The 22,955-nt window shown below is 51.0% G+C and carries 10 protein-coding genes and 1 pseudogene; 5 read left to right on the top strand and 6 right to left on the bottom strand.

Going from position 1 to position 22,955, the window contains the following annotated elements; translation table 11 throughout:
* Positions 1-22: 22 nt before the first annotated feature.
* The 3 genes from B9A24_RS13060 to B9A24_RS13050 form a co-directional block, all read right to left on the bottom strand.
* Positions 23-3,022, bottom strand: coding sequence for a SusC/RagA family TonB-linked outer membrane protein (locus tag B9A24_RS13060; protein ID WP_084446463.1), 3,000 nt, complete (start codon positions 3,020-3,022; stop codon positions 23-25).
* 398 nt (positions 3,023-3,420) lie between these two features.
* Positions 3,421-4,866: a SusD/RagB family nutrient-binding outer membrane lipoprotein gene (locus B9A24_RS13055; RefSeq protein WP_084446462.1), complete on the bottom strand. Its 1,446-nt coding sequence runs from the start codon at positions 4,864-4,866 to the stop codon at positions 3,421-3,423.
* Between the two features lie 12 nt (positions 4,867-4,878).
* Positions 4,879-8,196: a SusC/RagA family TonB-linked outer membrane protein gene (locus B9A24_RS13050; protein ID WP_084446461.1), complete on the bottom strand. Its 3,318-nt coding sequence runs from the start codon at positions 8,194-8,196 to the stop codon at positions 4,879-4,881.
* Positions 8,197-9,313: 1,117 nt separating this feature from the next.
* On the opposite strand from B9A24_RS13050, the gene B9A24_RS13045 reads away from it, so the two are divergent.
* From B9A24_RS13045 to B9A24_RS13025, 5 genes are all read left to right on the top strand, one after another.
* Positions 9,314-12,460 carry a SusC/RagA family TonB-linked outer membrane protein gene (locus B9A24_RS13045; RefSeq protein ID WP_084446460.1) on the top strand — a complete coding sequence of 1,049 codons (3,147 nt, stop codon included), beginning with the start codon at positions 9,314-9,316 and terminating at the stop codon, positions 12,458-12,460.
* Positions 12,461-12,479: 19 nt separating this feature from the next.
* Positions 12,480-13,946, top strand: coding sequence for a SusD/RagB family nutrient-binding outer membrane lipoprotein (locus B9A24_RS13040; RefSeq protein ID WP_084446459.1), 1,467 nt, complete (start codon positions 12,480-12,482; stop codon positions 13,944-13,946).
* A gap of 75 nt (positions 13,947-14,021) precedes the next feature.
* On the top strand, positions 14,022-14,459 hold the full coding sequence (locus B9A24_RS13035) for a hypothetical protein (protein WP_084446458.1): 438 nt from the start codon (positions 14,022-14,024) through the stop codon (positions 14,457-14,459).
* Between the two features lie 295 nt (positions 14,460-14,754).
* Entirely contained in the window at positions 14,755-17,838 is a 3,084-nt protein-coding gene (locus B9A24_RS13030) for a SusC/RagA family TonB-linked outer membrane protein (protein ID WP_159452042.1), read from the top strand.
* Positions 17,839-17,860: 22 nt separating this feature from the next.
* Positions 17,861-19,231 carry a RagB/SusD family nutrient uptake outer membrane protein gene (locus B9A24_RS13025; protein WP_084446456.1) on the top strand — a complete coding sequence of 457 codons (1,371 nt, stop codon included), beginning with the start codon at positions 17,861-17,863 and terminating at the stop codon, positions 19,229-19,231.
* A 115-nt stretch (positions 19,232-19,346) separates the two neighbouring features.
* Here B9A24_RS13025 and B9A24_RS22690 read toward each other — a convergent pair.
* The 3 genes and pseudogenes from B9A24_RS22690 to porQ all read right to left on the bottom strand — a co-directional run bounded on the left by B9A24_RS22690 (position 19,347) and on the right by porQ (position 22,896).
* Positions 19,347-20,024, bottom strand: a pseudogene (locus B9A24_RS22690) (SDR family NAD(P)-dependent oxidoreductase).
* A 157-nt stretch (positions 20,025-20,181) separates the two neighbouring features.
* Positions 20,182-21,594, bottom strand: coding sequence for an ATP-dependent protease ATPase subunit HslU (gene hslU, locus B9A24_RS13015; protein ID WP_084446455.1), 1,413 nt, complete (start codon positions 21,592-21,594; stop codon positions 20,182-20,184).
* A gap of 228 nt (positions 21,595-21,822) precedes the next feature.
* Complete coding sequence (gene porQ / locus B9A24_RS13010; RefSeq protein WP_084446454.1) at positions 21,823-22,896, bottom strand: type IX secretion system protein PorQ; 1,074 nt, start codon at positions 22,894-22,896, stop codon at positions 21,823-21,825.
* Between the last annotated feature and the right edge of the window lie 59 nt (positions 22,897-22,955).

Raw genomic sequence — 22,955 nt, 5'->3', positions numbered from 1 at the left:
GGTAGAGTGAAGCAAGTGAAGATTAAAAATCGAGGCTCAAGTGAAAAAACACCCGCCGTGTATTCGGGAAGCTGCTCACATCTACCTGAGCACCATTGGAGGTAGAACCAAAGTTGGAAACCTCTGGGTCATAGCCAACATAATCAGTGTAAGTCAGCAAATTGTTCCCCGACACCCCTATGCGAATATTTCGCACATAGTCTTTGAACAGGCTGGTGCGCACGCTGGCTGGCACCGAATAATAGATGCTCGCCTCCCGTACGCGTACAAAGCCACTGTTTTGAATAAACTCACGGGCCGTTCCACTCTGACGCTGCTGGCCATTTACCTCGCCATCACCATCATCGTCCTGGCTCCAATCCTCTGTCGTGCCGCCCTCATCCTGTAGAAGACGGCTCAGGTTGCTTGTGTAGGAGTCTTTGCGCCAGTTTACCAGAAAGGATAACTCCACGTTTTTAAATAGAGTAAAGCTGTTCAAAAACGACATTTGGAATTTTGGCTGCGCCTCTTCGTAACGCGTCAGGAAGCTAGGGTTGTTGGGGTTATCAGTAGCACTAGTAGGGGAACCATACCAGCGTGAGGGCGACTGCCCCAAGGAGAATACGTTGCGGCCGAATGAGGCGCCAAAACCTAAGCCAGTATTAAAATTAGGTACCACTTGGCGCGTCACCTTCGTGCGGTTAGACCAATATTGGGTGGTTGAGGTCCAGCTGAAGTTATCCGTGCGTACAGGCGTCGCGCCTAACGATAACTCTATGCCACGGTTCTGCAGGTCGCCCACCGGGAATGCTCGAATAGAAGTAACACCCGTGCTTGGCGCCAGCTGGAATATATTGATAAGGTCTTTTGCTACCTTATTATACACCGTTGCTTCCAGAGTGATGCGGTTGTCAAGAAACGCTAAGTCTACTCCGGTTTCAAATTCGGTAGCCCGCTCCGGCCCAATGTTAGGATTACCCACTAGCGTTGAAGGCAAAAAGCCAATCCGCCCCCCCGTGCTTATGTTTACCAATGGCGAGAAAGTAGAGCCAAAGATGGGTGGAGCACCCGTTTCACCGTAGGCCGCACGAAGCTTTACTAAGTTTACCGCTGGCAAATCAAAGAAGCCAAACTTAGCTATGTTCACTGCTAAGGAAGCCTTCGGGAAAGCATAGTACTTATTCGGGTCGCCGTTGCGGCTCGATTTATCAAATCGTACGCCTGCCGTAGCGATAATCTGATCCCGAAAGTTTATCTCTTGCTGGGCAACCTGGCCAATATCCTGCTCAGAGCCGAACTCAACTTCCTGAGTTACCAATGAGCTACGATTAGGTGATAATGGGTTACCAGGCGCTAAGTTCTGCCCCTGGCTAAAGCTCAAATCACGCTCAAGGCCCAAACGTACCGAACCAATTTGGGAGGTCAGGTTGATGGTTTCGCCTATACGCCAGTCATACACTAAGAATGCCTGCGCATTGTAATTGAAGAACTGGTTTTTTACTACCCGCACTGCGCCAGGATTAGCGAGGTTCCGTTGTGATTGTAGATCGGCTGGTAATGCCAGCAATGCATCGCTGCTCGAAAAGTCAATACCGCCTTGCACAGCCAGCCGTAGTGAAGAGCCTTCTTTTTCTAAAATACGGAGCACCCCAGTAGCTGCCTGCACCGTGCGATTAGTGTTTTCTTCATTTATCGAACGCTCTACAATAGCCAATGGGTTATCACCGCCATATGGATTTTCAGGGAATACACCTGCTTCATTAGGCTGCAACTGAGCATAGCTTGGCAAGTATGCCAAGGTGTAGCCCAAGCTCACTCCCCGGTTGTCATTGCCTGTAAAGCCCCGCCGGTTCTGCGTATTGATAAAGCTTGAAGTAACTCCTATATCGATGCGTTCACCAATCTTTTGATCTATGTTGGCCCGAACTGAGTTACGCTTGAATCCGGTGCGGTTCACAATACCTTCTTCATTGCTGGTAGTGCCTGCTACGTAGAATTTCGTTCGCTCCGATCCACCAGAGATACTGACCGAGGAATTGCGCAAGAATCCGGTATTCCCGAATACTTCCTTCTCATAATCGAAAATCTGTCCATTGGCTTGGGCGGTACGTAAGCGCTCTTTTTCAAGTGCAGCACGGGCCCCACTGTATACGAGGTCAATCTTACTATCCGTCCAGTCTTCCTTTCCCAATAAACGCCAGGCCTTAGCAAAGCCTAAGTCTTGATTAAAGCTAACACGGGTCTGACCAGCTACTCCACGCTTAGTCTTAATGATGATTACGCCATTGTTAGCCCGAGTACCATAAATGGCCGCCGCGCTGGAGCCCTTCAGGACCTCAATGCTTTCAATATCATTAGGATTCAGGTCTGATATGCGGTTGACCGGGTTATCCTGTGAGCTACGGCCAGCAACTGTGGAAGCCGCCGCCGAAAAAGCCGCCGCGCCGGCTCCATTACCAACTTCAGCATTAACGGCATAGACGCCATCAATAATATAGAGCGGTTGAGTGCTACCATTTAGCGTGGAAATACCGCGTAGCTGAATAGCCACACCACCACCAGGCGCCCCGGAGGTTTGAGAGATATTGGCACCCACTACTTTGCCGTTCAGAGCAGCATCTACTGTCACCGGCCGTGTGCTACCTACCAGTTCCTTAGCTGAGATAGTAGTCACGGCATTGGCCAGGTTAGAACGTTTGATAGAGGTGGCCAAACCGGTTACGACTACTTCCTCTAACTGACGAGTGTCAGTTGCCAGCTGCACATCGATAACATTTGAGTTGCCTATAGGCCGCTCAACGGAGAGATAGCCTATAGATGAAAAGGTAAGCGTAGCTGCCGTTGAGGGTACACTCAGATTAAAAGTGCCATCACTATTGGTAGAGGCCCCTACTGTTGTGCCCTTCACCAGCACCGTCACGCCCGGCAAGCCCTGACCGCTTGCCGCGTCGGTCACGCGTCCGGAAATACTTCTATCCTGGGCTACCACCTGCTGCAACAGCGCGGTGACCATCAAGAAGATGATGAATAAAGTTTTTTTCATGTGGTTTAAAGTTGTGGGAGTGTGTTGAGACAATAAGAAGGAAAGAGTTAAAACTAGAATTTCTTCTGCCAAGCTAAGCAAAATTTTACTAGATTATTTATATTATCAACTGGATGCATGCCTATATCTTCTGTCCTTATCCATATTCAAAAACCCAGACCTCAACTATACCACGATCGAGGAGCAAGAAACCTGATGATTTTAATCTCTGGATTGGCAAGTCCGTGCTGCTCCCTTATAAGCTTATTAAAGACTTGCGCACCGATATATAGTGCACAGACTTGCAAAATATGCTGAATGGGCCTTGGCCGAGGACATTAGGGCCTGACTGAGACAACCCACACAAAAAAGCCCCCCACAAATTGTGGGGGGCTTTTTTGTGTGGGTATTACGGAATACTAAAATTTATCCCAAAATATTTTAGTCGTTACAACATCTCCCCCAATTGCAGAAGATGCGGAGGTATAATTCGCTCCATTAAGGTTTTGCTCTATCACCGGATAAGTGAAGCGCAGGGGTAATGCGCTCAATGCACCAGCCGGAGCAGTCAGCCTTGGATAGTCGAGACGACGAAACTCCTTCCATGACTCTACAGGCTGCGCGTATAAGGCAATCCATTTCTGGATACCTATTTTCTCTTTGTACGTGCTACCAGCAGTAGCGTAGGCAACGGTTGGCTGGGCTAGGTAAGTAGTCGCCTCAGCTGTGGTACCGCCCCATTGCTGAATAGAGGCCGTTACAGCTCTGTTATAGTGAGTAGCAGCGGTTCCGCCAACAGCAAAGCCCCGCTCAACAGCCTCAGCTAACAGGAACTCAACCTCGGAATACGAGAGCAACACGCCTGGCTGGGTCGGATCTTCCAGCTTTTCGCCTGGCGCAGAGAAAGAAGCATAGCTGTTGTTCGTGCCATATACCCCACCACGGAAGGTGCCAGCATTAGTACCACCCGCTACCGTCTTGAAGTAGTCGTCCCTTCTTGGATCATTCCGGGTATTCAACTGGTTGATGAAGGTGCTAGCGCCGACGTAGTCGAAACGACCACTCTGCACTAGGTCTTCCCAAACAGGATTAGCATTAGGAAAGCTGGAAAGGAAATTCAATTGTGCGTTATCCGCATTACTGGTTAACACTTTAGATGCAGCCTGCTCAGCCAACAGTTTTGCTTTGGTAGCATCCACGTCGGCGATTGTAAGCGCCATGCGTAGCTTGAGGGAGTTGGCAAACTTCAACCATCCCGCAATATCGCCATGGTAATACAAATCTGCATCTGCAAACGAGCCGCTACCTGCGTCTCCTTTCATTTGCCCAATGGCCGCATCAAGCCGTGCGATGAGGTCGGTATAAATGGTAGCAGCGTCATCGTAAGCAGGCTGGGTATTTTTGAAGTCCAGGGCCTGCGTATAGGGTACGTTGCCAAACGTGTTAACCAGCGTTGACCATGCATACACTTCCATCACCTCCAGAATAGCCAGCTGATTAGCTTTCACTGCCTCGGTGGGAACTGGATCGGCCGTGATAATTTTTTTGGCCTCTCTTAGATCTCCCAATACATCACGGTATAAGGCAGTCCAGAAAGTATTGTTAATGGCGCGAGTATCGATGTTGTAGATGCTTTCATCGAAGTACGTGGTTTGTGCCCAGTACTGCACGTAAAGCCTGAAAGGGTTCAGGTTCACGTTGGAGCTGGTAATGGTACGAGCTAAGCTGCGTTGTGCATTGGTGATCAAGGTAACGCCAGGCACAGTGGTGGCGCGTTTAGGATCAACGTTGTAGTCGTCCAGACTATCCACGCATGACGTGGCTAGAAATAGAGCTGTAAAGCCGAAAAGAAGTATCTTTTTCATTCGTTGTTTTTCTTAAAACCGGAAGCGGATATTAGCACCCACACTGCGCGTAGTGGGGAAAGCACCCGATGAATATCCCTGACCTAAGTTGCCGGAACTCAAGGCATCTTCGGGATCAGCGTCAGGTAGGTTCTTGTGAATCAACCACAGGTTGCGACCTATCAAGGAAACATCAATTCCTTTTACACCGCCTACCCGCGTCACAAACGCTGTTGGCAGAGTATAAGACAATGACACTTCCCGGAGCTTCACAAAGCTGGCATCATACACAAAAGCTGAGTTTGGATTGCGTAAGTAGCCAAACAAGCCATAGTTCGTATTGCTCGACCGCACCGTGTTCGGTTGGCCGGAAACATCCTGACCATTGATGGTAGTTCCGGGGGCATAAACGCCAGGCAGAATTACACCACCACTGTTTGCAGCGTAGGATCCATCTGCGTTACGTGCAATTGGGCTCCGCGATGGATTTCCCAGATCGTTATCACCTGCCGTTTCCTCGGTCATACCGGTAGCAAGGCCATAGTAGCGGTCGAGTGAGAAAACATCACCACCCTTACGAATATCCAGCAGGAAGTAGAGAGAGATGCCTTTATAGTTAATCGTGTTGGAAAGACCAGCCTTCCAGTCAGGATTGGGGTCTCCGATAACTTCATTAGATGTAGATGACTGAGCGTAGTAAGCGGTCGTAGGCAAGCCAGCAGCATTTTTCCTTACGTCCAGAATTCTCTCTCCATTATCATTAAGCCGGTACGTAGAGCCCCGTAGCGAACCAAATGCTTGGCCTACGGTAGCATTGGAAGTAACCCCACCCTGGTAGCTGGCTAATACAATGTTATCAACTCCTTCAAACAAAGAAAGAACCTCATTACGGTTTTTGTACCAGTTAGCATTCACCGTCCAGGTCAGTTTATCGCTTCTGAAAGGCGTTACATAACCAGCCAATTCTACGCCGCGGTTGCGAACGTTTCCGGAGTTAACAAACAGGCGGCTGAAGCCAGTAGCAGTAGAGATATTGAGTGGAATGATTTGATCTACAGTATTCTGTTGATATACTGTAGCGTTCAAACCAACACGGCTTTCTAAGAATGCCAGTTCCACTCCTGCTTCGGCGCTTTTAGTCCGCTCGGGCATTAGCTCCGGGTTGTTTTTCGTATCGGGCAACGAGAAAAGCGGAATCGATCCAAAGCCCGTAGGCTTAACATAGGTATCAAAAACGCTCAAAGGGGAAGCACCTTGTCCTACCTCCGCATAGTTAATGAGGGCTTTACCGTACGACAGCCAAGGAGCAGATTCCTTCGTTAGCTCAGAAAAGGCGAAACCAAGGGCAGCTGAAGGATAGTAAAACACATTATTGTTGACGGGTAGCGTTGTGGACTTATCCCGACGGACGGTCAGGTCCAGGAACAGCATGTCCCGCAGTCCAAACGTAGTGCTGGCAAAAACACCATCTACTCCTACCTGTATCTCACTCTCAACTGGTGGCTGCAGAGGATCGACGGTATTAGACAAAGAATACAATCTCGGCACAACGAGGCCACCAGTAGTGGAAGCAAGAATTGAGCTAAAAGCCTGACGACGCAAGTTGGTACCTAACAAGCCTTTAAAGGAAATAGCATCGGTAATGTTTGCTGAAAAATTACCAATCAAGTCGAAGTTAGCCTCTTTAGAAGTTCTGTTAAAGCGTGAATACTCCGATACGCCCACACTTCCAACGGCTAGACGCTCTTCCTGCTGTTCGCTATAAGTATCTAAGGTTACACGGCCAAGTACATTAAACCAATCGGCAAACTTGTATGTGGCAGCCACGTTACCAAAATACCTGTCGCGTGAGTCTGTCTCGTAGTTTTGCTCGCGTACCCAGTAAGGGTTATTCCAGTAGATAGGAGTCAGATTGTCTGGATCAGCGTAGTTCCAGGTTGGGTTGAAATTGCGGGCAGCATTGCGCTCATAGGCGGCTTTTTGCTCCTTAATGTCAACGTTTGTCTGCCACCACTGCCGGAAGTTCGTCATGATGTTGCCATCACCATAGCCGGTGCCATAGCGGCCTCTACCTTGCAGATTTGTGTAGTTAATAGCTGCGCTGGTCGTTAAGCGAGGAGTCAGATTAAGAGAGGCAGCGAGATTAATGATGTTCTTGGTTATTTTACTATTCGGCAATACCCCCGTATCATCTACCCGGTTGTATCCCAATTTGAAATAGCCATTATCATTAGCACCATCGATCATAACGCTATTATTCAGCGTAGTAGCCGTTTCAAAAAAGGTATCGGCCCCATTCGCAGCGGCAACCCATGGCGTAGCCTTTCTGTAGTTGGGCGAGGTTGGATCATAGGAATCCCATTGATAAACCAGCAAATTTGGGTCAAAAGGAGCACCATAAGAGGCATCTTCCGATAGAGGAGTTACTAAAGCGTCTTCGCCATTACCCAGCACATCGCGGGAAAGGAAATAACCAGACTCATCTTCATAGTAGCGGCCATAACCAGCTCCATAGCGCGTCTGGTGTTTAATAAAGGTGCTCTTATCGATACGGCCAACAGTAGCTCCGGCATTTACAGTTACGCCCAGTCCTTTGCGACCTTTTTTGGTCGTTATCAAGATTACTCCATTAGCTGCTCGTTCGCCATAAAGTGCTGTGGCGGCAGCGCCTTTTAGTACCGTAGTAGAAGCAATATCATCTGGGTTGATATCGGCGGCGGCGTTACCATAATCATAGCCACCCCGGCCAGTTTGCTGACCAGCAGTGTTGGTGTTGGCATTGCTGATTGGCACGCCATCGACCACAAACAGTGCTTGGTTGTTGCCGAAGAGCGATTTAGTGCCCCGAATTACAACGTTAGAGGATCCACCTAAGCCATTATTTTGCTGAATGTTCAAACCAGCCACCTTACCCGATAGTCCGTTAACAGCGTTGGGGTTACGAGCAACCGTGATATTCTCGCCCTCTACTACTGTGGCAGTAAAAGGCAAGGAGTTACGCGTTCTTTCTACGTTGAGTGCCGTAATCACTACCTCATTTAGCTGCTTGGTATCAGTGGTGAGAGTAACATTGATAGTGGAGGCACCACTGATAGCACGCTCAACACTATTATAACCAATAAAGCTGAACGTAAGTGTGGTAGCCGACGCTGGAATACTTAATGTATACGCGCCATCAGCACCAGTTGAGGCCCCAATAGTAGTACCCTTCACGAGTACTGTCACTCCAGGAAGACCCTGCCCATTGGCAGCATCAGCCACAACCCCAGAGATGCCTCTGTCTTGAGCCGCTACCTGCTGCAACAGGGCGACCATAAACAGAAAACTGCATAATAAGAAAAGTCTTTTCATGTACTAATTTGTGTTGGTGAGTGAATTTTATATGAGTGATGAAACCCAAACGTAAAGAAAAAAACCGTCTAAAGCGCTAAGAAGTGGTTTTTACTTTAATTCGCTTTTAATATAACAGTTTCCCCGCGAAGGTCATATACCCCTCTATTAACATCCTCTGAGGTGGTCCAATACTAATAGATGTTGAACCAATAAGTAGGTTAAGCAGGAGAGTCTGTTCAGATTGGTGAGAAGAGTGCTTGCTGAGTGGCGAGGGTTAGAGTAGAAAACCCAAGTTGCGGAGTAGCTGCATAGTGGCGGCATGTTGGTAGAAATGGCCACAAGCGGACACATAAGCCGCGTAGCAGCGACAGATTTCCTTGCGCCTCTGTCGCCGCTACGCGACTATTCCGTAACTTGGGTTAGAAATAGAAGTGGTGTCTCACTTTGGTCAGGCTTCTATGAGGTAATCTAATACACCACCTCAAGCACAGATTGGCCCAGCAGGCAATTCAGATACCGTGGCAAGTGGATTGGGCCTCAGTTCAGCCTGCAGTCGTTTGATTTCGCCTTGCTCTGCGCTGATGGGCAGGGCCTAGTCCAATGCTTAGAGCCACTAGCTTAAGTAACGGGGACAAAATGGTTCATACATGGGCCGCAATGCTTTGCCAGTCATCAATAGTCGCCGACGTACGCACTCAGCTTTGAATGAGGATATATAGGCCTTGCGGGTGGTGAGCAACTCACCAAGATTCATTTTTTCGTTCACCGGCAGTAGAAGTTAAGAATTCTCCCCGTCCGTTTTGGTTAGACCGCCTTAGTTTCGTAAAAACAACTGCGTAAGTCTTAAATAATCTACATGCACCTGATTGGCAAGTATTTCAAAGTATGAGTGCCTACGGAGAAGCAGTAAAAGAATCTTTAAATACACCAATTATTTTGCAGCATTCCTATAACTATTGTTATTTTCTCTATGCTATATTAATTTCTATTAGATTTTTAATGTCTGTTTTTAAACATATGAGTTGGTGTAATCACTGTAAAAAGTGATCTAAAATCTTGTTTTCCATAAATCCTCCTTATTTTTAGCAGAGCAAAAGTTAAGTTTCACATTTCTTCTTACCCAAATCTTTTTTGCATGAAAAGAATCTTACTCATGAGCATATTGCTCATGTTCACCTTGCTACAGCAAGTCACGGCCCAGGACCGAAATGTATCGGGTCAGGTTACGGATCGACAAACGGGGGAAGGCCTTCCAGGCGTAACAGTGCTGCTGAAAGGCACTACGAATGGCATTTCAACGAATTCTGACGGTACATTTACGCTCACAGTACCAGCTACCGGTGGCGTATTAACCTTCAGTTCTATTGGCTATATCACCGTAGATCGGTCTATCGGCACTGAAGATCGAATCAATGTTGGCTTAGCTTCTGACACCAAGCAGCTGAGTGAAGTAGTTGTTACCGCACTTGGTCAGGAGACTCAAAAGAAGTCACTGGGCTACTCAGTATCTCAGGTTCAGGCGGAAGAGCTAACGCAAGCCCGTCAGACTAACGTAGTAAACTCGCTGGCTGGTAAGGTAGCGGGCGTACGCGTTCAAGGCTCCAGCGGCATGGTAGGCGCGTCTTCTAACATTTTTATTCGTGGTCTAACCACATTTAACGGCAGCAATCAGCCTCTATTTGTAGTAGACGGTATTCCGATTGACAACGGTGGAGGCGGCAACGCGCTCCAGAACGGGGTTGCTAACTCCAACCGGGCCATCGACATCAACCAGGACGATATCGAAACCGTTTCCATTCTGAAAGGACCTGCTGCGGCCGTACTATATGGCTCGCGGGCCGCTTCGGGCGCTATCCTTATCACGACTAAAAGAGGAGCTACGCTAGGCTCGAAGAAGCAGTCGATAAACGTAACCTCGAACTACAACATCGTTAAGGTGGGCCGTCTGCCTGATTATCAGAACACCTATGGTCAGGGCAACAGTGGTAATTTCGGCCGCACCAGTGTCGCTTCTTATGGTCCTCGGGTAGAAGGCCAGACCGTCACGAACTTCCGAGGTGAAGATGAGGTCCTGACTATCAACCCTGACAACGTCAAAGACATTTTCAAGACAGGCTCCAACTTCCAGAATAACGTCTCTTTATCAGGTGCTACTGAGCGGACGCGTTATTTTGCCTCCTATGGTAATCTGCATGAAGTGGGTATTTTGGACAATAATGACCTGAAGCGTAATACCGTAACCTTCAACGGCAATGCGCAGCTCACGGACAAATTGCGTACGGGCGTTAATATGATCTTCTCCAACAACGTTTCCTCACGAACTCCTCAGGGAAATACGTTGGCAAACCCCTTTTTCCGTAGCTGGTCCCTACCCCGCAGCTACGACGTACACCGCTATCCTTTTGAGCTACCCAACGGTGGTCAGCAGGGTGCAGCTGTTGTTGGCACCTTTACGCCCAACAATACCTGGTACAGCAATGATGATAACCCATTGTGGACGATCAAGAACAACACCTACGACGATGAGATAAACCGTATCGTGGGTAATGTGAGCGTGGGCTATGACTTCACCGATTGGCTGTCGTTGGACTACAAACTGGGCACGGATACGTACGCTCAGGAATTCAAGTATGTTGGGGCCCGTGATGGTCGGGGAAGTTTTGTTCCCGGCGCGCAGGCTGTTATTGGTGCTATTCGGGATCAAACGTTCAACCGTCGCGAGCTTAGCTCGTACCTGAACCTGACGTTCAACCGCAATATCACGGAGGATCTGAATGTACGCCTGCTGGTAGGTAACGAAATCAACCAGCGTCGGACAACGAGCCGGGGTGTAACGGGTAGTGACATTGTAATCCGTGGTTTCGACAACATTGCCAATACCAAAACCTTTCTGCCCTTCGGCACTACGTCGGCAACCCGCTTGATTGGTTTTTATGGTGATTTGAACGTTGGCTATAAAGATTTCGCCTTCCTTGGCTTAACGGGTCGTAATGACCTCTCGTCAACTTTCAGCCCTGAAAACCGCTCTTACTTCTATCCTGGCGTATCAGCCAGCGTTGTGTTCACCGAAGCTATACCGGGCTTAAAGGACAATAAATACTTCACCTCCGGTAAAATCAGAGGTGCTGCTGCCACAGTAGGTCGTGAGGCTCCCGTATATTCTACCGATACCTACTTCTCTTCTACCAATATCCCAGCCGATGGTTTTGGCCCAGCCATTAACTTCCCTTTCCGTGATCAGGTCGGTCAGTCTCTGGACAACGTAGGGGGCAATCCTGACTTAGGTCCGGAGTTTACCACTACCTACGAGGGTGGCCTTGATTTAAGCTTCTTCGGAGGACGTTTAGGATTGGAAGGTACTGTTTACAACCAGCAGAGTAAGGACATCATTTTCCAGGTGCCCGTAGCTGCAGCTTCAGGTTTCACTAACAATTTTCAGAACATTGGTAAGTCGGAAGCTAAAGGTATAGAGCTGCTTATCACTTCTATTCCTGTAAAGGCTGGAGGCTTCACGTACAGCAACTCTTTCAACTGGACGCGTATTCGCAACCGTGTAGTGTCTTTGGCTCCTGGCGTGGAGCAGATTACTCTGGGTGGTTTCGTTACTCCCAGCACTCGGCTGATTGCCGGCCAACCCTACGGTGTAATTTTCGGCAGCGTATTCCAACGCTCTCCCGATGGGCAGTTACTACTCAATGCCCAGGGTCGTGCTCAATTGGCTTTGGATAACAAGATCGTGGGCGATCCAAACCCAAAATGGTCGGGCGGTATCACCAATACCTTTGCATTTAAGGGCCTGACCCTTAATACCCTGTTGGACATTCGCTACGGTGGCGACGTCATCTCGCGCAACGTAAGCGACTTGCGTCGGTTTGGTGCAGCCGAGGAGACCGGAGATCGTGACAATCTATATGTCATTAAGGGCGTAGTTCAGCAGGCCGATGGCAGCTTTACCCCCAATACAACTCAGATCAGAGCCGAAGAGTATTTTGATGACCTTTATGGTTTCGGCCGAGCAGAGTTCGTGGTATTTGATGCCTCCTGGATTCGTCTGCGCGAATTAGCCTTAACTTATTCGCTGCCCAAAGCCCTGACGGATAGAACCTTTTTAGGCAACGTTGAGTTGGGCCTGAACGCTCGTAACGTGTTCTTGTACGCTCCGAACATCCCGCACATTGACCCGGAGGTGAACGCTCAGGGCCAAAGCAATTCGCAGGGTCTGGAGTTCAACGCGCTGCCCCAGTCGCGCACGTACGGCGCTTCAATTCGCCTCACTTTCTAATTGATCAAACGAACATACTATGCGATTTTCCCGCTTTACTAAATACGTCGCATTCACGGCCACACTAGGGCTGCTTGGTGCCTGCGACAACTTTCTGGATATTAACCGAAGCCCGAATGATGTGCTGGTTGCTCCAGCAGCCAACATACTGGTGTCTGCTGAAACCCAGCTCGGATTTTTGATGGGTTCTGATATCCATCGGTACACCTCCCTGTTCGTGCAGCAGTTTTCCGGTCAGGGCGGCTCGGGTACTCAGACGGCTGAGTACGACCGCTACAGCGTGACTGCGACTGATCTGAACAATGCCTGGCGGGGCAACATCTACGGAGGAGCTTTGGCTGATATGCAGAAGCTCATTGATCAGACGCAAGCCGCTAGTCCTAAGTATGCCGGCATCAGCAAGATCATGCAGGCTTTCACATTTGCTATCACTACAGATGCCTTTGGAGACATTCCTTTCACGGAAGCGTTGAAATTTGGTGCCAACGTGCAGCCTAAATATGATAAGTCGGAGGATGTGTACACCGGAATTATGGCTCTCCTTGATTCGGGCATTGAGGATCTTGGAAAGGCGTCGGATTTTACCCCTGCTGGTGACGACTTGATCTATAATGGTGACCTGACTAAGTGGACGAAGTTTGCCAACACGCTTAAGCTGCGTTTGTACGTTCACTACTATCCCAAGGTATCAGCTACTGCCACCAGTAATATTGCTGCCCTCATTGCGAAGGGGCCTACGAGTTTTATGGGTAGCAATACCGATAACTTTCAATTGGATTTCGCAGCCGTATCCCGGAACGAAAACCCTATTCATCAATTTGAGATAAGCCGTCCCGGCACGTTCTTTCCAAGTTCGACGCTGGTTAGCTTGATGAATACAAAATCGGATCCGCGTCGGCCTTCTTACTTTACAGCTTCTCCAGCGGCTGGTCAGTACACCGGTGCCGGCAACGGTACGGGCGTAACAGGTGCGCCGAATATTACCTTTTCGCGCATGAACACATACCTGCGTGGCGCGCTTACACCCGGTTCTACTACTACTTATACAGGAGCGGCTCCTATTCGGATGCTGACTTACGCTGAGTACAACTTAATTCTGGCTGAGTATTATCAACGCACGGGCAACGTAGCAAGCGCTACCACCGCGCTGAGAGCAGGTATTCAGGCATCCATGGATGCCGCCGGTGTAGCCCCCGCTGACGCAACTACCTACATTGCAGGCAGAGTCGCGCAGATCACTCCAGCCAACCTGCTTCGGACGATCATCGAAGAAAAGTTTGTAGCCAATTATGGTGTAGCAGTAGAGCCTTGGACGGACTGGCGCCGTACTGGCTTTCCTACCCTGTCATTGGCTGCTAATGCGGTCTTGCAGCAGATTCCTCGTATTCTTCCTTACCCGGATCTAGAGCGTGTAGCGAACCCAGCAAACACACCGGAGCGTACCGATCTGACGGCACCATCTGTATTCTGGGATCCAGGCCGCTAGCAAAATGCTGCCGCGTGGGGGCCAACAACTTCTCCACGCGGCGCTTTTCCCACTTTCTAATCAAGAATTCGATTCATGAAAAAAATCATCTACCATGTGCTGTTGCTTTTAGTAGCAGCGATGACACTCGCTAGTTGCAAAAAGGAAGAGGAGAACTTCCGGATTATTCCCCAGACTCCGATCATTTTTGACGACAACATCAATAAGATCACCGCTGACTACCCTTTAAATAGCAACATTGTTCTGAAAATATCGGCGGCAGGGGCTAGCAGCGTAACCGTGACTAATCTTACAGGTGGTACTAAAGTTTTGGGTACTCTGCCTATAGTCGACGGAACTGCTACCCTGTCTGTTCCGGCTAACTCGATTCGTGCCACTGGTACAGTGGTAGGGGCTGGTACTAGTCCAGCTTCCTCGCGTGCGGCCAACACATTTAATTTCAAAGTTGATGCAACTCTGGCTGGTGGAACTACTGCCACACGCTATTACACGGCTGTGATAGTGCGCCCCTAGTACTTGCGCGTTATTCAACGCGGAAATATTTGATTACAAAAAAAGCCCCCCAGAAGTCTGGGGGGCTTTTTCTTATTTAGCCAATGCCTAATACTTATATAAAGGCTTAATCAAAATTGTCACGCTTAACAGCATCAGAAGCACAGTATATATAATAAACTCTTATACATCATATATAATAACGTATATACAAAATGTATTATAATTAATCCTATAAAGTGTGTTTCTATAATGTTATGATATTTTATTTATGTTTATCTTAGTTGACCAAACTCACTTAATTCATTTCTATTGCATGAAAAAAATCTTACTGATGAGCTTTTTGCTCATTGTCACCCTGTTGCAGCAGGTGACAGCTCAAGACCGGAGTATATCTGGCCGGGTTACAGACCGGCAAACGGGAGAAGGCTTGCCAGGGGTTACCATTCTGGTAAAAGGCACTAGTAATGGTATTTCAACCAATTCAGACGGTACATTCACGCTTGCAGTACCAAGCACTGGTACCACATTGGTTTTCAGCTCAATTGGGTATGTAACTCAGGAACAACCTATTGGCACTAACAACCAAGTAAATGTTTCGCTTGCAGCTGATACGAAAGCACTGAGCGAAGTGGTCGTGGTAGGCTACGGCAGCCAGTCTAAAGCATTGGTTACGGGGGCTATCACCTCCGTTGACGCCAAGGAGTTTCAGGGGCAGCCTATTGCAGGCGTAGATCAAGCTCTCCAAGGCCGGGCCTCCGGGGTGCAGGTTACGGCCAACTCAGGTACTCCGGGAGGGGGCATTTCTGTGCGCATCCGGGGCAACAACTCCATCTCCGCCAGCAGCGACCCGCTGTATGTGGTGGACGGGGTGCCAATCAACACGGGCAGCTATTCCAACATTGGCGTTGGCAACCAGCAGCTGAATGCTCTGTCCGACATCAACCCGAACGACATTGCCTCCATCGAAATTCTGAAGGATGCCGCCGCCGCTGCCATTTATGGCTCACGGGCCGCGAACGGTGTGGTCCTTATCACGACCAAGCGCGGTCAGGCGGGCCGCACCAAAATAACGTTCGATGCTTATAAGGGCGTTCAGGAGACAATAAAGCGCCTAGATGTACTAGACGGACAGCAGTCGCAGGACATCATCAATGAATCCCGCGTTAATGTTGGATTGGCCCCACGCTACGTGGAAGCTAATCCGACTGCGCAACAGGCGCTGTTTACCGGGGCCAGCACAAACTGGCAGGATGAGATCTTCCGCACCGCTGGTATAAGCAACTATACGCTTACTGCCTCCGGAGGCGACGAGCGTACCCGCTTCCTGCTTTCGGGCAGCTACTTTGATCAAGAGGGTATCATCATTGCCTCGGGCTTCAAGCGCGGCAGTATGCGCCTCAACATTGACAATAAAATCTCTGACCGGATTCGGGTGGGCGTAAACGTGACCGGTAGCCGCTCGCTGAGCAACCGTATCGCCAACGACAACAACATCTACGGTGTACTGAGCGCCGCCATCCTGCTGGGCTCACAGACGCCACTCCGTAACGCTGATGGCAGCTTTGGCCGGGACCCTTTCTCCTCGGTAGAAAACCCGGTGGCAGCCGCGACCTTGCCTACCCTGGAAGCGCGCAGCAACCGCATGATCGGCAACATCTACGCGGAAGCTGACATTCTGAAGGATCTGCGTCTGCGCACCACTCTAGGAGCTGACTACCTGAACCTGAAAGAGGATCGGTTTATCCCCAGCACTCTGCTGCAGGGAGCAGGCAGCAATGGCATAGGCAACGCCAACAGCCGCTATGACGTGCTGTGGCAAACGGAGAACACGCTGACCTACACGAAGTCTTTGGGTGACCATAACATCACGCTATTGGCCGGTCAGAGCGCAATTAAGTCAACCCAGGAAGGCATCACGACCACCGTCTCGGGGTTTGCGACCAACAAGATCAAACGCCTGGCGGCCGGCTCGGTCAGAACCGAAGCCTCCTCCGATGGGACGCTCTGGACACTGCTTTCCTATTTTGGCCGGGTGAACTACGATTACAAGGGCCGCTACATTCTGAGCGGCTCGTTGCGCCGCGATGGCTCGTCGCGCTTCGGGGTTCAAAACAAGTACGGCGTTTTTCCGGCTGTTTCGGGCAGCTGGCGCATCTCGGAAGAAGCTTTCTTCCCTGAGCAGAAATTCGTAAACGAGCTGAAGGTGCGTGGGGGCTATGGCCAAACCGGCAACTTCGAAATCGGCAACTTTGCCTCACGCAATCTGTACGGGGTAGGTGCCGGCAACCTGGCCAACTACAACCAGATCGCCGGCCTGGTGCCCACGCAGATCGGGGTAGATGATTTGACCTGGGAAAAGTCAGCAGAAGTAAACGTGGGCCTGGATGTGGGCCTGCTGGATAGCCGGCTGCTCTTCTCAGCCAACGTGTTTAAGAAGCAGGCAGATCGTTTGCTGCTGAACCGTCAGCTGCCGCTGACTTCCGGCTTCCTCTCCGTCACGCAGAACATTGGTAGCCTCGAAAACAAGGGCTTGGAGCTGGAATTAACCACGCAGAACGTCAAAAATGACGCGTTTACTTGGACTACCAACTTTAATATGTCCTTTATCCGCAATGAAGTAACCAGTCTGGTGAATGACGCACCGTTTCAGGCTGGCTTCGCCAACCGGGTGCAGGTAGGCTCGCCCCTGGGCAGCTTCTACGGCTATGTGGTAGACCGCATCTACCAGAGCCAGGAGGAAATTGATGCCGATAATGCCCGCGCCCGTGAGCTTGCCGGCCGTACCACCGTGTTCTATCAGGCAGCAGGAACCCGCCCAGGTGACATTCGCTTCCGTGACCTAGACGGCGATGGCATGATAGGCCAGGCTGACCAGGACATTATTGGCTCGGCGCAGCCCAAGTTCTTTGGTGGCATAAACAACCAGCTGAGCTTTAAAGGCTTCGATTTAGGCTTCTTCTTCCAGTATCAGTCCGGCAATGAGATTTACAACAATACCCGCGCTTTTGCAGAAGGCATGAACGGTCAGTTTGGTCAGCTTGCCTCGGTTCTTGACCGGTGGCGCCCCGATGCCCCCAACACCGATATGCCCCGCGCGGCATTCGGCGACCCCAACAACAACCGTCGTACCTCGACGCGCTTTCTGGAAGATGGCTCTTACCTGCGCCTGAAGACGCTCACGCTCGGCTACAACATTCCGGAAGCCTTCACGAAAGTGATGCGTGTGCAAACGGCCCGGTTATATCTCTCCGGCCAGAACGTATTGACCTTCACCAACTACTCTGGCCTGGACCCTGAGATCAACACCTTCAGCGGCAGCAACACGTCTTTGGGCACTGACTTTCTAACTTTCCCGCAAGCCCGCACCTTCCAGGTAGGTGTTAATCTAGGCTTCTAAACCGTCTTTCTCTTCTGACCATATGACAATTCGTTCAAAATTTGCCACCCTGGCAATGCTTGGTCTACTGGGTCTGAGCGCAGGCAGCTGCTCCGACTTTCTAGACCCCACTCCCCAGACTTCGGTCGACCGGAATGATGTATTCACTGACCTGGAAGGAGCACGCGGGGCAGTAATCGGCATTTACGGCGCGCTGACCAGTTCCAACTACTACGGCCTGGAGTATCCGATTTTTGCTGATCTGGTAGCCGATAACCTGGCTCACATCGGCACTTTTCCGACGTTTGCGCAGATAAAGAACCGCAACATTCTGACAGACAACGCAAACAATCAGAATACTTATTTTGCCCTGTACCGCACTATTGGTCGCGCCAACAACGTGATTGCCCAGGTGCCCGGCATAACGAGTATTGAGGAAACCCAGCGTAACGCGTTCGTAGCCGAAGCCTTGTTTTTGCGGGCCCTCGCCCACTTCGACGCTACGCGCTATTGGGGTGATGTAGCGATAGTGCTCACGCCGACCTCTACGCCCGACGCGACCCTGAACGTAGCCCGTTCGCCGCAGGCCGCGGTCTACGAGCAAGTGCTGACCGATCTGGCAGCCGCTGAACCCTCCTTGCCGGAAGTCAACGTAGGCCGCGCTACCAAATCAGCTGCCCGCGCGCTGCGGGCGCGCGTAGAGCTGTACCGTAAGAACTGGCAAGCCGCCGCCGCCGCCGCTGATCAGATTATCGCCAGCAACCGTTTTCAGTTGCTCCCCAGCTATCGGACCATTTTCACCACCGAGAACTCGATCGAATCGATTTTTGAGGTTCAGTTTGATGCCAATACGTCGAGCCAGTACGCTTTCTACTTTCTGCCCGGCTCCAGTGGGGGCCGCAATGAATTGAGCCCAACGGGCGCGGCAAGCTCACTGCCTACGGCCTACGAAGCCGGTGACCTGCGCAAAGACGCCACCATATCCAATGGCGCGGCTACTGTCACTACCTCAAACGGGCTGCGCATTCCTGCCGGATACGGAATCAAATTCATCGATCCGGGCACCGGCACCGATAACTTCCGCGTTTTTCGGTTTGCCGAAATCCTGCTGATCGGGGCAGAAGCGAAAGCCCAGCTGGGCGACATCCCCGGCTCGCTAACGCTGCTAAACCGGGTGCGGGTGAGGGCTGGGCTGGCGGCCAGAGCCGGCCTTACCCAGGCGGCTCTGCTAGATGCTATTGCGCAGGAGCGTCGGGTTGAGCTGGCCCTGGAAGGCCACCGCTGGTTTGACTTGGTGCGTACCGGCCGGGCCCAAAGCGTACTGGGAATTGTAGACCCTAACCGTCTGCTCTTCCCGATTCCGTTCCGTGAAACGGTGAACAATCCGAATATAACCCAGAACCCTGGCTACTAATAAATTGTAGCTTAAATAAAAAGCCCCCCAGAATAGTCTGGGGGGCTTTTTTTGGCACTACCTACTAAGGCAACCTATATGCTAAGGCCGCAGCGATATCACCCAATCAACTCAGTTAGAGTGAGGCAAGAATCTTGCGGGCGACTTCTACCGGATCCGCGAGTTTATCCTCGGTGTGAAAAGCAACAAACTTGTCGACTTCGCTAAACTGCCGGTTATCAGTGCCGCGAATTTGCTCCTGCATGCCTGTATCCAGCACCCCCGGTGATATAGTTTGAACGCGTACCCCTGTCCCCCGCAAGTCCTGCTCCTTCTGAATGGCGCGTGACAACGCATCGAGGGCGGCCTTAGAGGCGGAATAAGCGGCCCAGCCATCTACGGCGCGCTACGCGGCCCCACTACTGATATTGAGGATAGTGCGCGGGCAAGTCATGCCGGCGTATTTGCTCAAAAAGGTATTCATGAGCATAGCCGGAGCCACTAAGCTCACGTCGAAAGCGAATGTGAAATGCTCATTGGGTAGCTCACCCACGTATCCGATTTGGCCTAATACCGCTGCATTATTCACCAGCGTAATGCTGGACGCATCGGGCTGGGGGGCAAATACCTTATGCAAATTGGCTTCCACGGCCACGATATCCGATAAGTCGAGAGGCTGGTGCTGATAGCGGGCATGCTCGATGGTAGCGTGGCGCGAAACCCCCAGCACCATCGTATCGGGTTGGCGCAGGATTTCTTCGGCCAGCGCTTTGCCTAAGCCTCGGCTCGCGCCAGTAATGATATAGTAGTGCATCGCGTATAGAAATTGAAGATGAAGCGGTCGAAAGAAATTCTTATACGGGCAAATTAGCCGCAGAGGAAACCCAACGAAAAAGGCGGCTCTGAGAGCCGCCTTTTTCGTTGGAATACTTTAGTTGAGGACTAGCTCACCTATCTGACTCTACTGTAAATCAGAGAATATACTGCGACAAATCTCGGTTGCGGACCATATCGCGGAGGCGCTCTTCTACCAGCTCGCGTGTAATCAGAATGTGCGCATTGGCTCCAATGCGGTCGGGCACATCGAACAGAATATCGTTGAGCAAGCGACTCATCACCGTGTGCAGGCGTCGGGCCCCAATGTTTTCAACTTCTTCGTTCACCTCAAAAGCAATTTCGGCCACGCGCTCCAAAGCGGCGTCATCAAAGGACAACTCCACCTCTTCCGCTATCAAGAGCGCCTCATACTGCTTGGTAAGCGCGTTTTTAGGCTCTTTGAGAATACGGAAGAAATCGGCTTTTGTGAGGCTTTGCAGCTCTACGCGAATCGGGAAGCGGCCTTGCAGCTCGGGAATAAGGTCGCTGGGCTTGGCTACGTGGAAGGCACCAGCGGCGATAAACAGGATATGATCCGTATTAATAACGCCATACTTGGTGCTGACGGCCGAGCCTTCCACGATGGGCAGCAAATCACGCTGCACGCCTTCGCGGCTTACGTCGGGGCCACCTCCCCCACTTTTACCGTTGCGGCTGGCTACTTTGTCAATCTCATCAATGAAGATAATGCCGGCGTTTTCGGCATTGCGGATGGCTTCGTCCTTCACTTCATCCATATCGATGAGCTTAGCGGCTTCTTCATCGAGCAGGATTTTACGAGCTTCGGCGATGGTTACTTTGCGCTTCCGGGTTTTCTTGGGCATCATGCTGCTCAGCATATCCTGAAGGCCGGCCATCGAGGCTTCATCCATGCCGCCAGGGCCACCCACTACCCCAATACCGGGCGTATTATTTTGCTGAACCTTGATGTCAATTTTGCGGTCGTCCAACTCGCCGGCCCGAATTTTCTGGCGGAATTTCTCGCGGGTGCGCTCGTTTAGCTCGTGGTCGCTCTCAGGCATGTTTCCCTCACCGCTGAAGTCGACGGACGACTTGCTTACCGTAGTGGGCGTGCTGGAAATGGGCGGAATAAGCGCATCTAAAATGATATCCTCTACTACCTGGGCAGCCTGTACTTTCACTTCTTCCTTACGGCGCATCCGCACCATGTTCACCGATTGCTCCACAAGGTCGCGCACCATGCTTTCCACGTCGCGGCCTACATAGCCGACTTCGGTAAACTTGGAGGCTTCCACTTTCGTGAAGGGCGCATCGGCGATGCTGGCCAGACGGCGGGCAATCTCCGTTTTGCCCACGCCCGTCGAGCCAATCATGAGGATATTGTTGGGCACTATTTCGCGCTGCATATCGGCGGGAGCATGCAGGCGGCGCCAGCGGTTGCGCAGCGCGATAGCTACGTGACGCTTGGCATCGTGCTGACCAATAATATACTTATCGAGTTCGGCCACTATCTGGGCCGGGGTAAGAAAAGAAGCTGATTCAATCATGGGATAAACGAAACGTGGGCTGGTGTGAAACCCACAGGTGGTGTAGGTAGGGCTTGTAATCGTAGGTGGGCCCTTTATACGTCGTGCTAACCATATAGGCTATTGACCTCATAACCCTAAGCAAACGAATTACTTAAGAAAAATTGTGTCGCCGGCTTATCATGCCGGACAACCAAAGAGTAGGTATCTGGTGGAACGGACAACCCTTATAACTATCTGATAGCAACATCAGTTGCTGGTATTCTTGTTAAAAAGCGAATTCAGATTACGGGCCACGGTAAGATAATTGGCTGCGCCCGAAGCGTGGTAATAGGCGCGGGTATAGTCGAGCTGAAATTCACTGATGCGTAGCATAGCACCAAAGCTCAACCCAGCGCCTGCCGAGGTATTTTCCAGGCGTAGCTCCCGGCGCTGCAAGTGGTTGTAACCGGCCCGCAGGTGAAAGTTCTTGCTGAACAACAATTCGCCCCCCACCACAAAGTGTCGGGCAATTTTGTCACCCAGCGACTTTTTCGGCTTGATTTCGTCGCCATTATCGTCGAGCTGCCCGCGCTGGTTGGGGTCGAGGTACACGATATCCAGCTGCTGGAGGTGGTGCGCCGTGATGGAAAGGCGCAGCGGCATATATTCAGGCTTAAAGGAAGCCCCCAGCTGTACGTCCAGCGGCATGGGCTCACGGTCGGCTCCAGCGTAGGGTTGGAGCTGGTAGCCGACATTGCGCACAGTGAGGCCCACCGTAAAATCCTTTGTCGGATGCTTGAAAATGCCCCCCACATCGGCCAAGGCAGCCAGCGAATGATTGCCAGCAATACCAGACACGGCCAGCTTGAGCGTACCGGCCAGCGTGAAGTTGCCGCTGGTGTAGGCGTCGGACACGCCCAGCGCGTATTCGTTTACCGAAAACTCACCCAGACTAGTACCTGCCGCGTCGAACTGCTCAAACCTGCCGTAGTTCAGATACGTGAGCCCAACGCCAAACCGACCCAATGACTTTGTATTGAAGACGTAGGCCGCCGTACTCTGCTTGATATCAGATAGATAATCGACGTAGCCGAGCGCCAGGCGACCGTCCATATCAGCGTTAAGCAGGGCCGGATTGCCATAGATCATGGTCGCGTCGGCGTCGCGGGAGCTGACATTGACGCCGCCCAAACCGGCCAGCTTAGCGCTGGGGGGCAAATTCAGGAAGGTGAATGCCTGCTGGCCCCCAATCTGCGCTGCCACCGGCTTACTTGCCAATACTATTCCCAGCACCAAACCAAAGAAGGCAAGCAACGAACGAGAGGGCAGCGGGCGAATCATCGTTCCAAGATACAGCGTTTCGGCTATTCTGGCCTTACCTATATGCGGTAAAACAGGAA

Source organism: Hymenobacter roseosalivarius DSM 11622 (assembly GCF_900176135.1).
In the GTDB taxonomy this organism is placed as follows: Bacteria; Bacteroidota; Bacteroidia; order Cytophagales; family Hymenobacteraceae; genus Hymenobacter; species Hymenobacter roseosalivarius.
The sequence above is the reverse complement of the archived record's forward strand: the minus strand, read 5'-3'. Positions and strand labels throughout refer to the sequence as shown.

Coding starts and splice junctions, on each gene's coding strand:
- B9A24_RS13060 (WP_084446463.1), bottom strand. CDS start 3,022: ATGAAAAAAACTTTATTCATCATCTTCTTGATGGTCACCGCGCTGTTG.
- B9A24_RS13055 (WP_084446462.1), bottom strand. CDS start 4,866: ATGAAAAAGATACTTCTTTTCGGCTTTACAGCTCTATTTCTAGCCACG.
- B9A24_RS13050 (WP_084446461.1), bottom strand. CDS start 8,196: ATGAAAAGACTTTTCTTATTATGCAGTTTTCTGTTTATGGTCGCCCTG.
- B9A24_RS13045 (WP_084446460.1), top strand. CDS start 9,314: ATGAAAAGAATCTTACTCATGAGCATATTGCTCATGTTCACCTTGCTA.
- B9A24_RS13040 (WP_084446459.1), top strand. CDS start 12,480: ATGCGATTTTCCCGCTTTACTAAATACGTCGCATTCACGGCCACACTA.
- B9A24_RS13035 (WP_084446458.1), top strand. CDS start 14,022: ATGAAAAAAATCATCTACCATGTGCTGTTGCTTTTAGTAGCAGCGATG.
- B9A24_RS13030 (WP_159452042.1), top strand. CDS start 14,755: ATGAAAAAAATCTTACTGATGAGCTTTTTGCTCATTGTCACCCTGTTG.
- B9A24_RS13025 (WP_084446456.1), top strand. CDS start 17,861: ATGACAATTCGTTCAAAATTTGCCACCCTGGCAATGCTTGGTCTACTG.
- hslU (WP_084446455.1), bottom strand. CDS start 21,594: ATGATTGAATCAGCTTCTTTTCTTACCCCGGCCCAGATAGTGGCCGAA.
- porQ (WP_084446454.1), bottom strand. CDS start 22,896: ATGATTCGCCCGCTGCCCTCTCGTTCGTTGCTTGCCTTCTTTGGTTTG.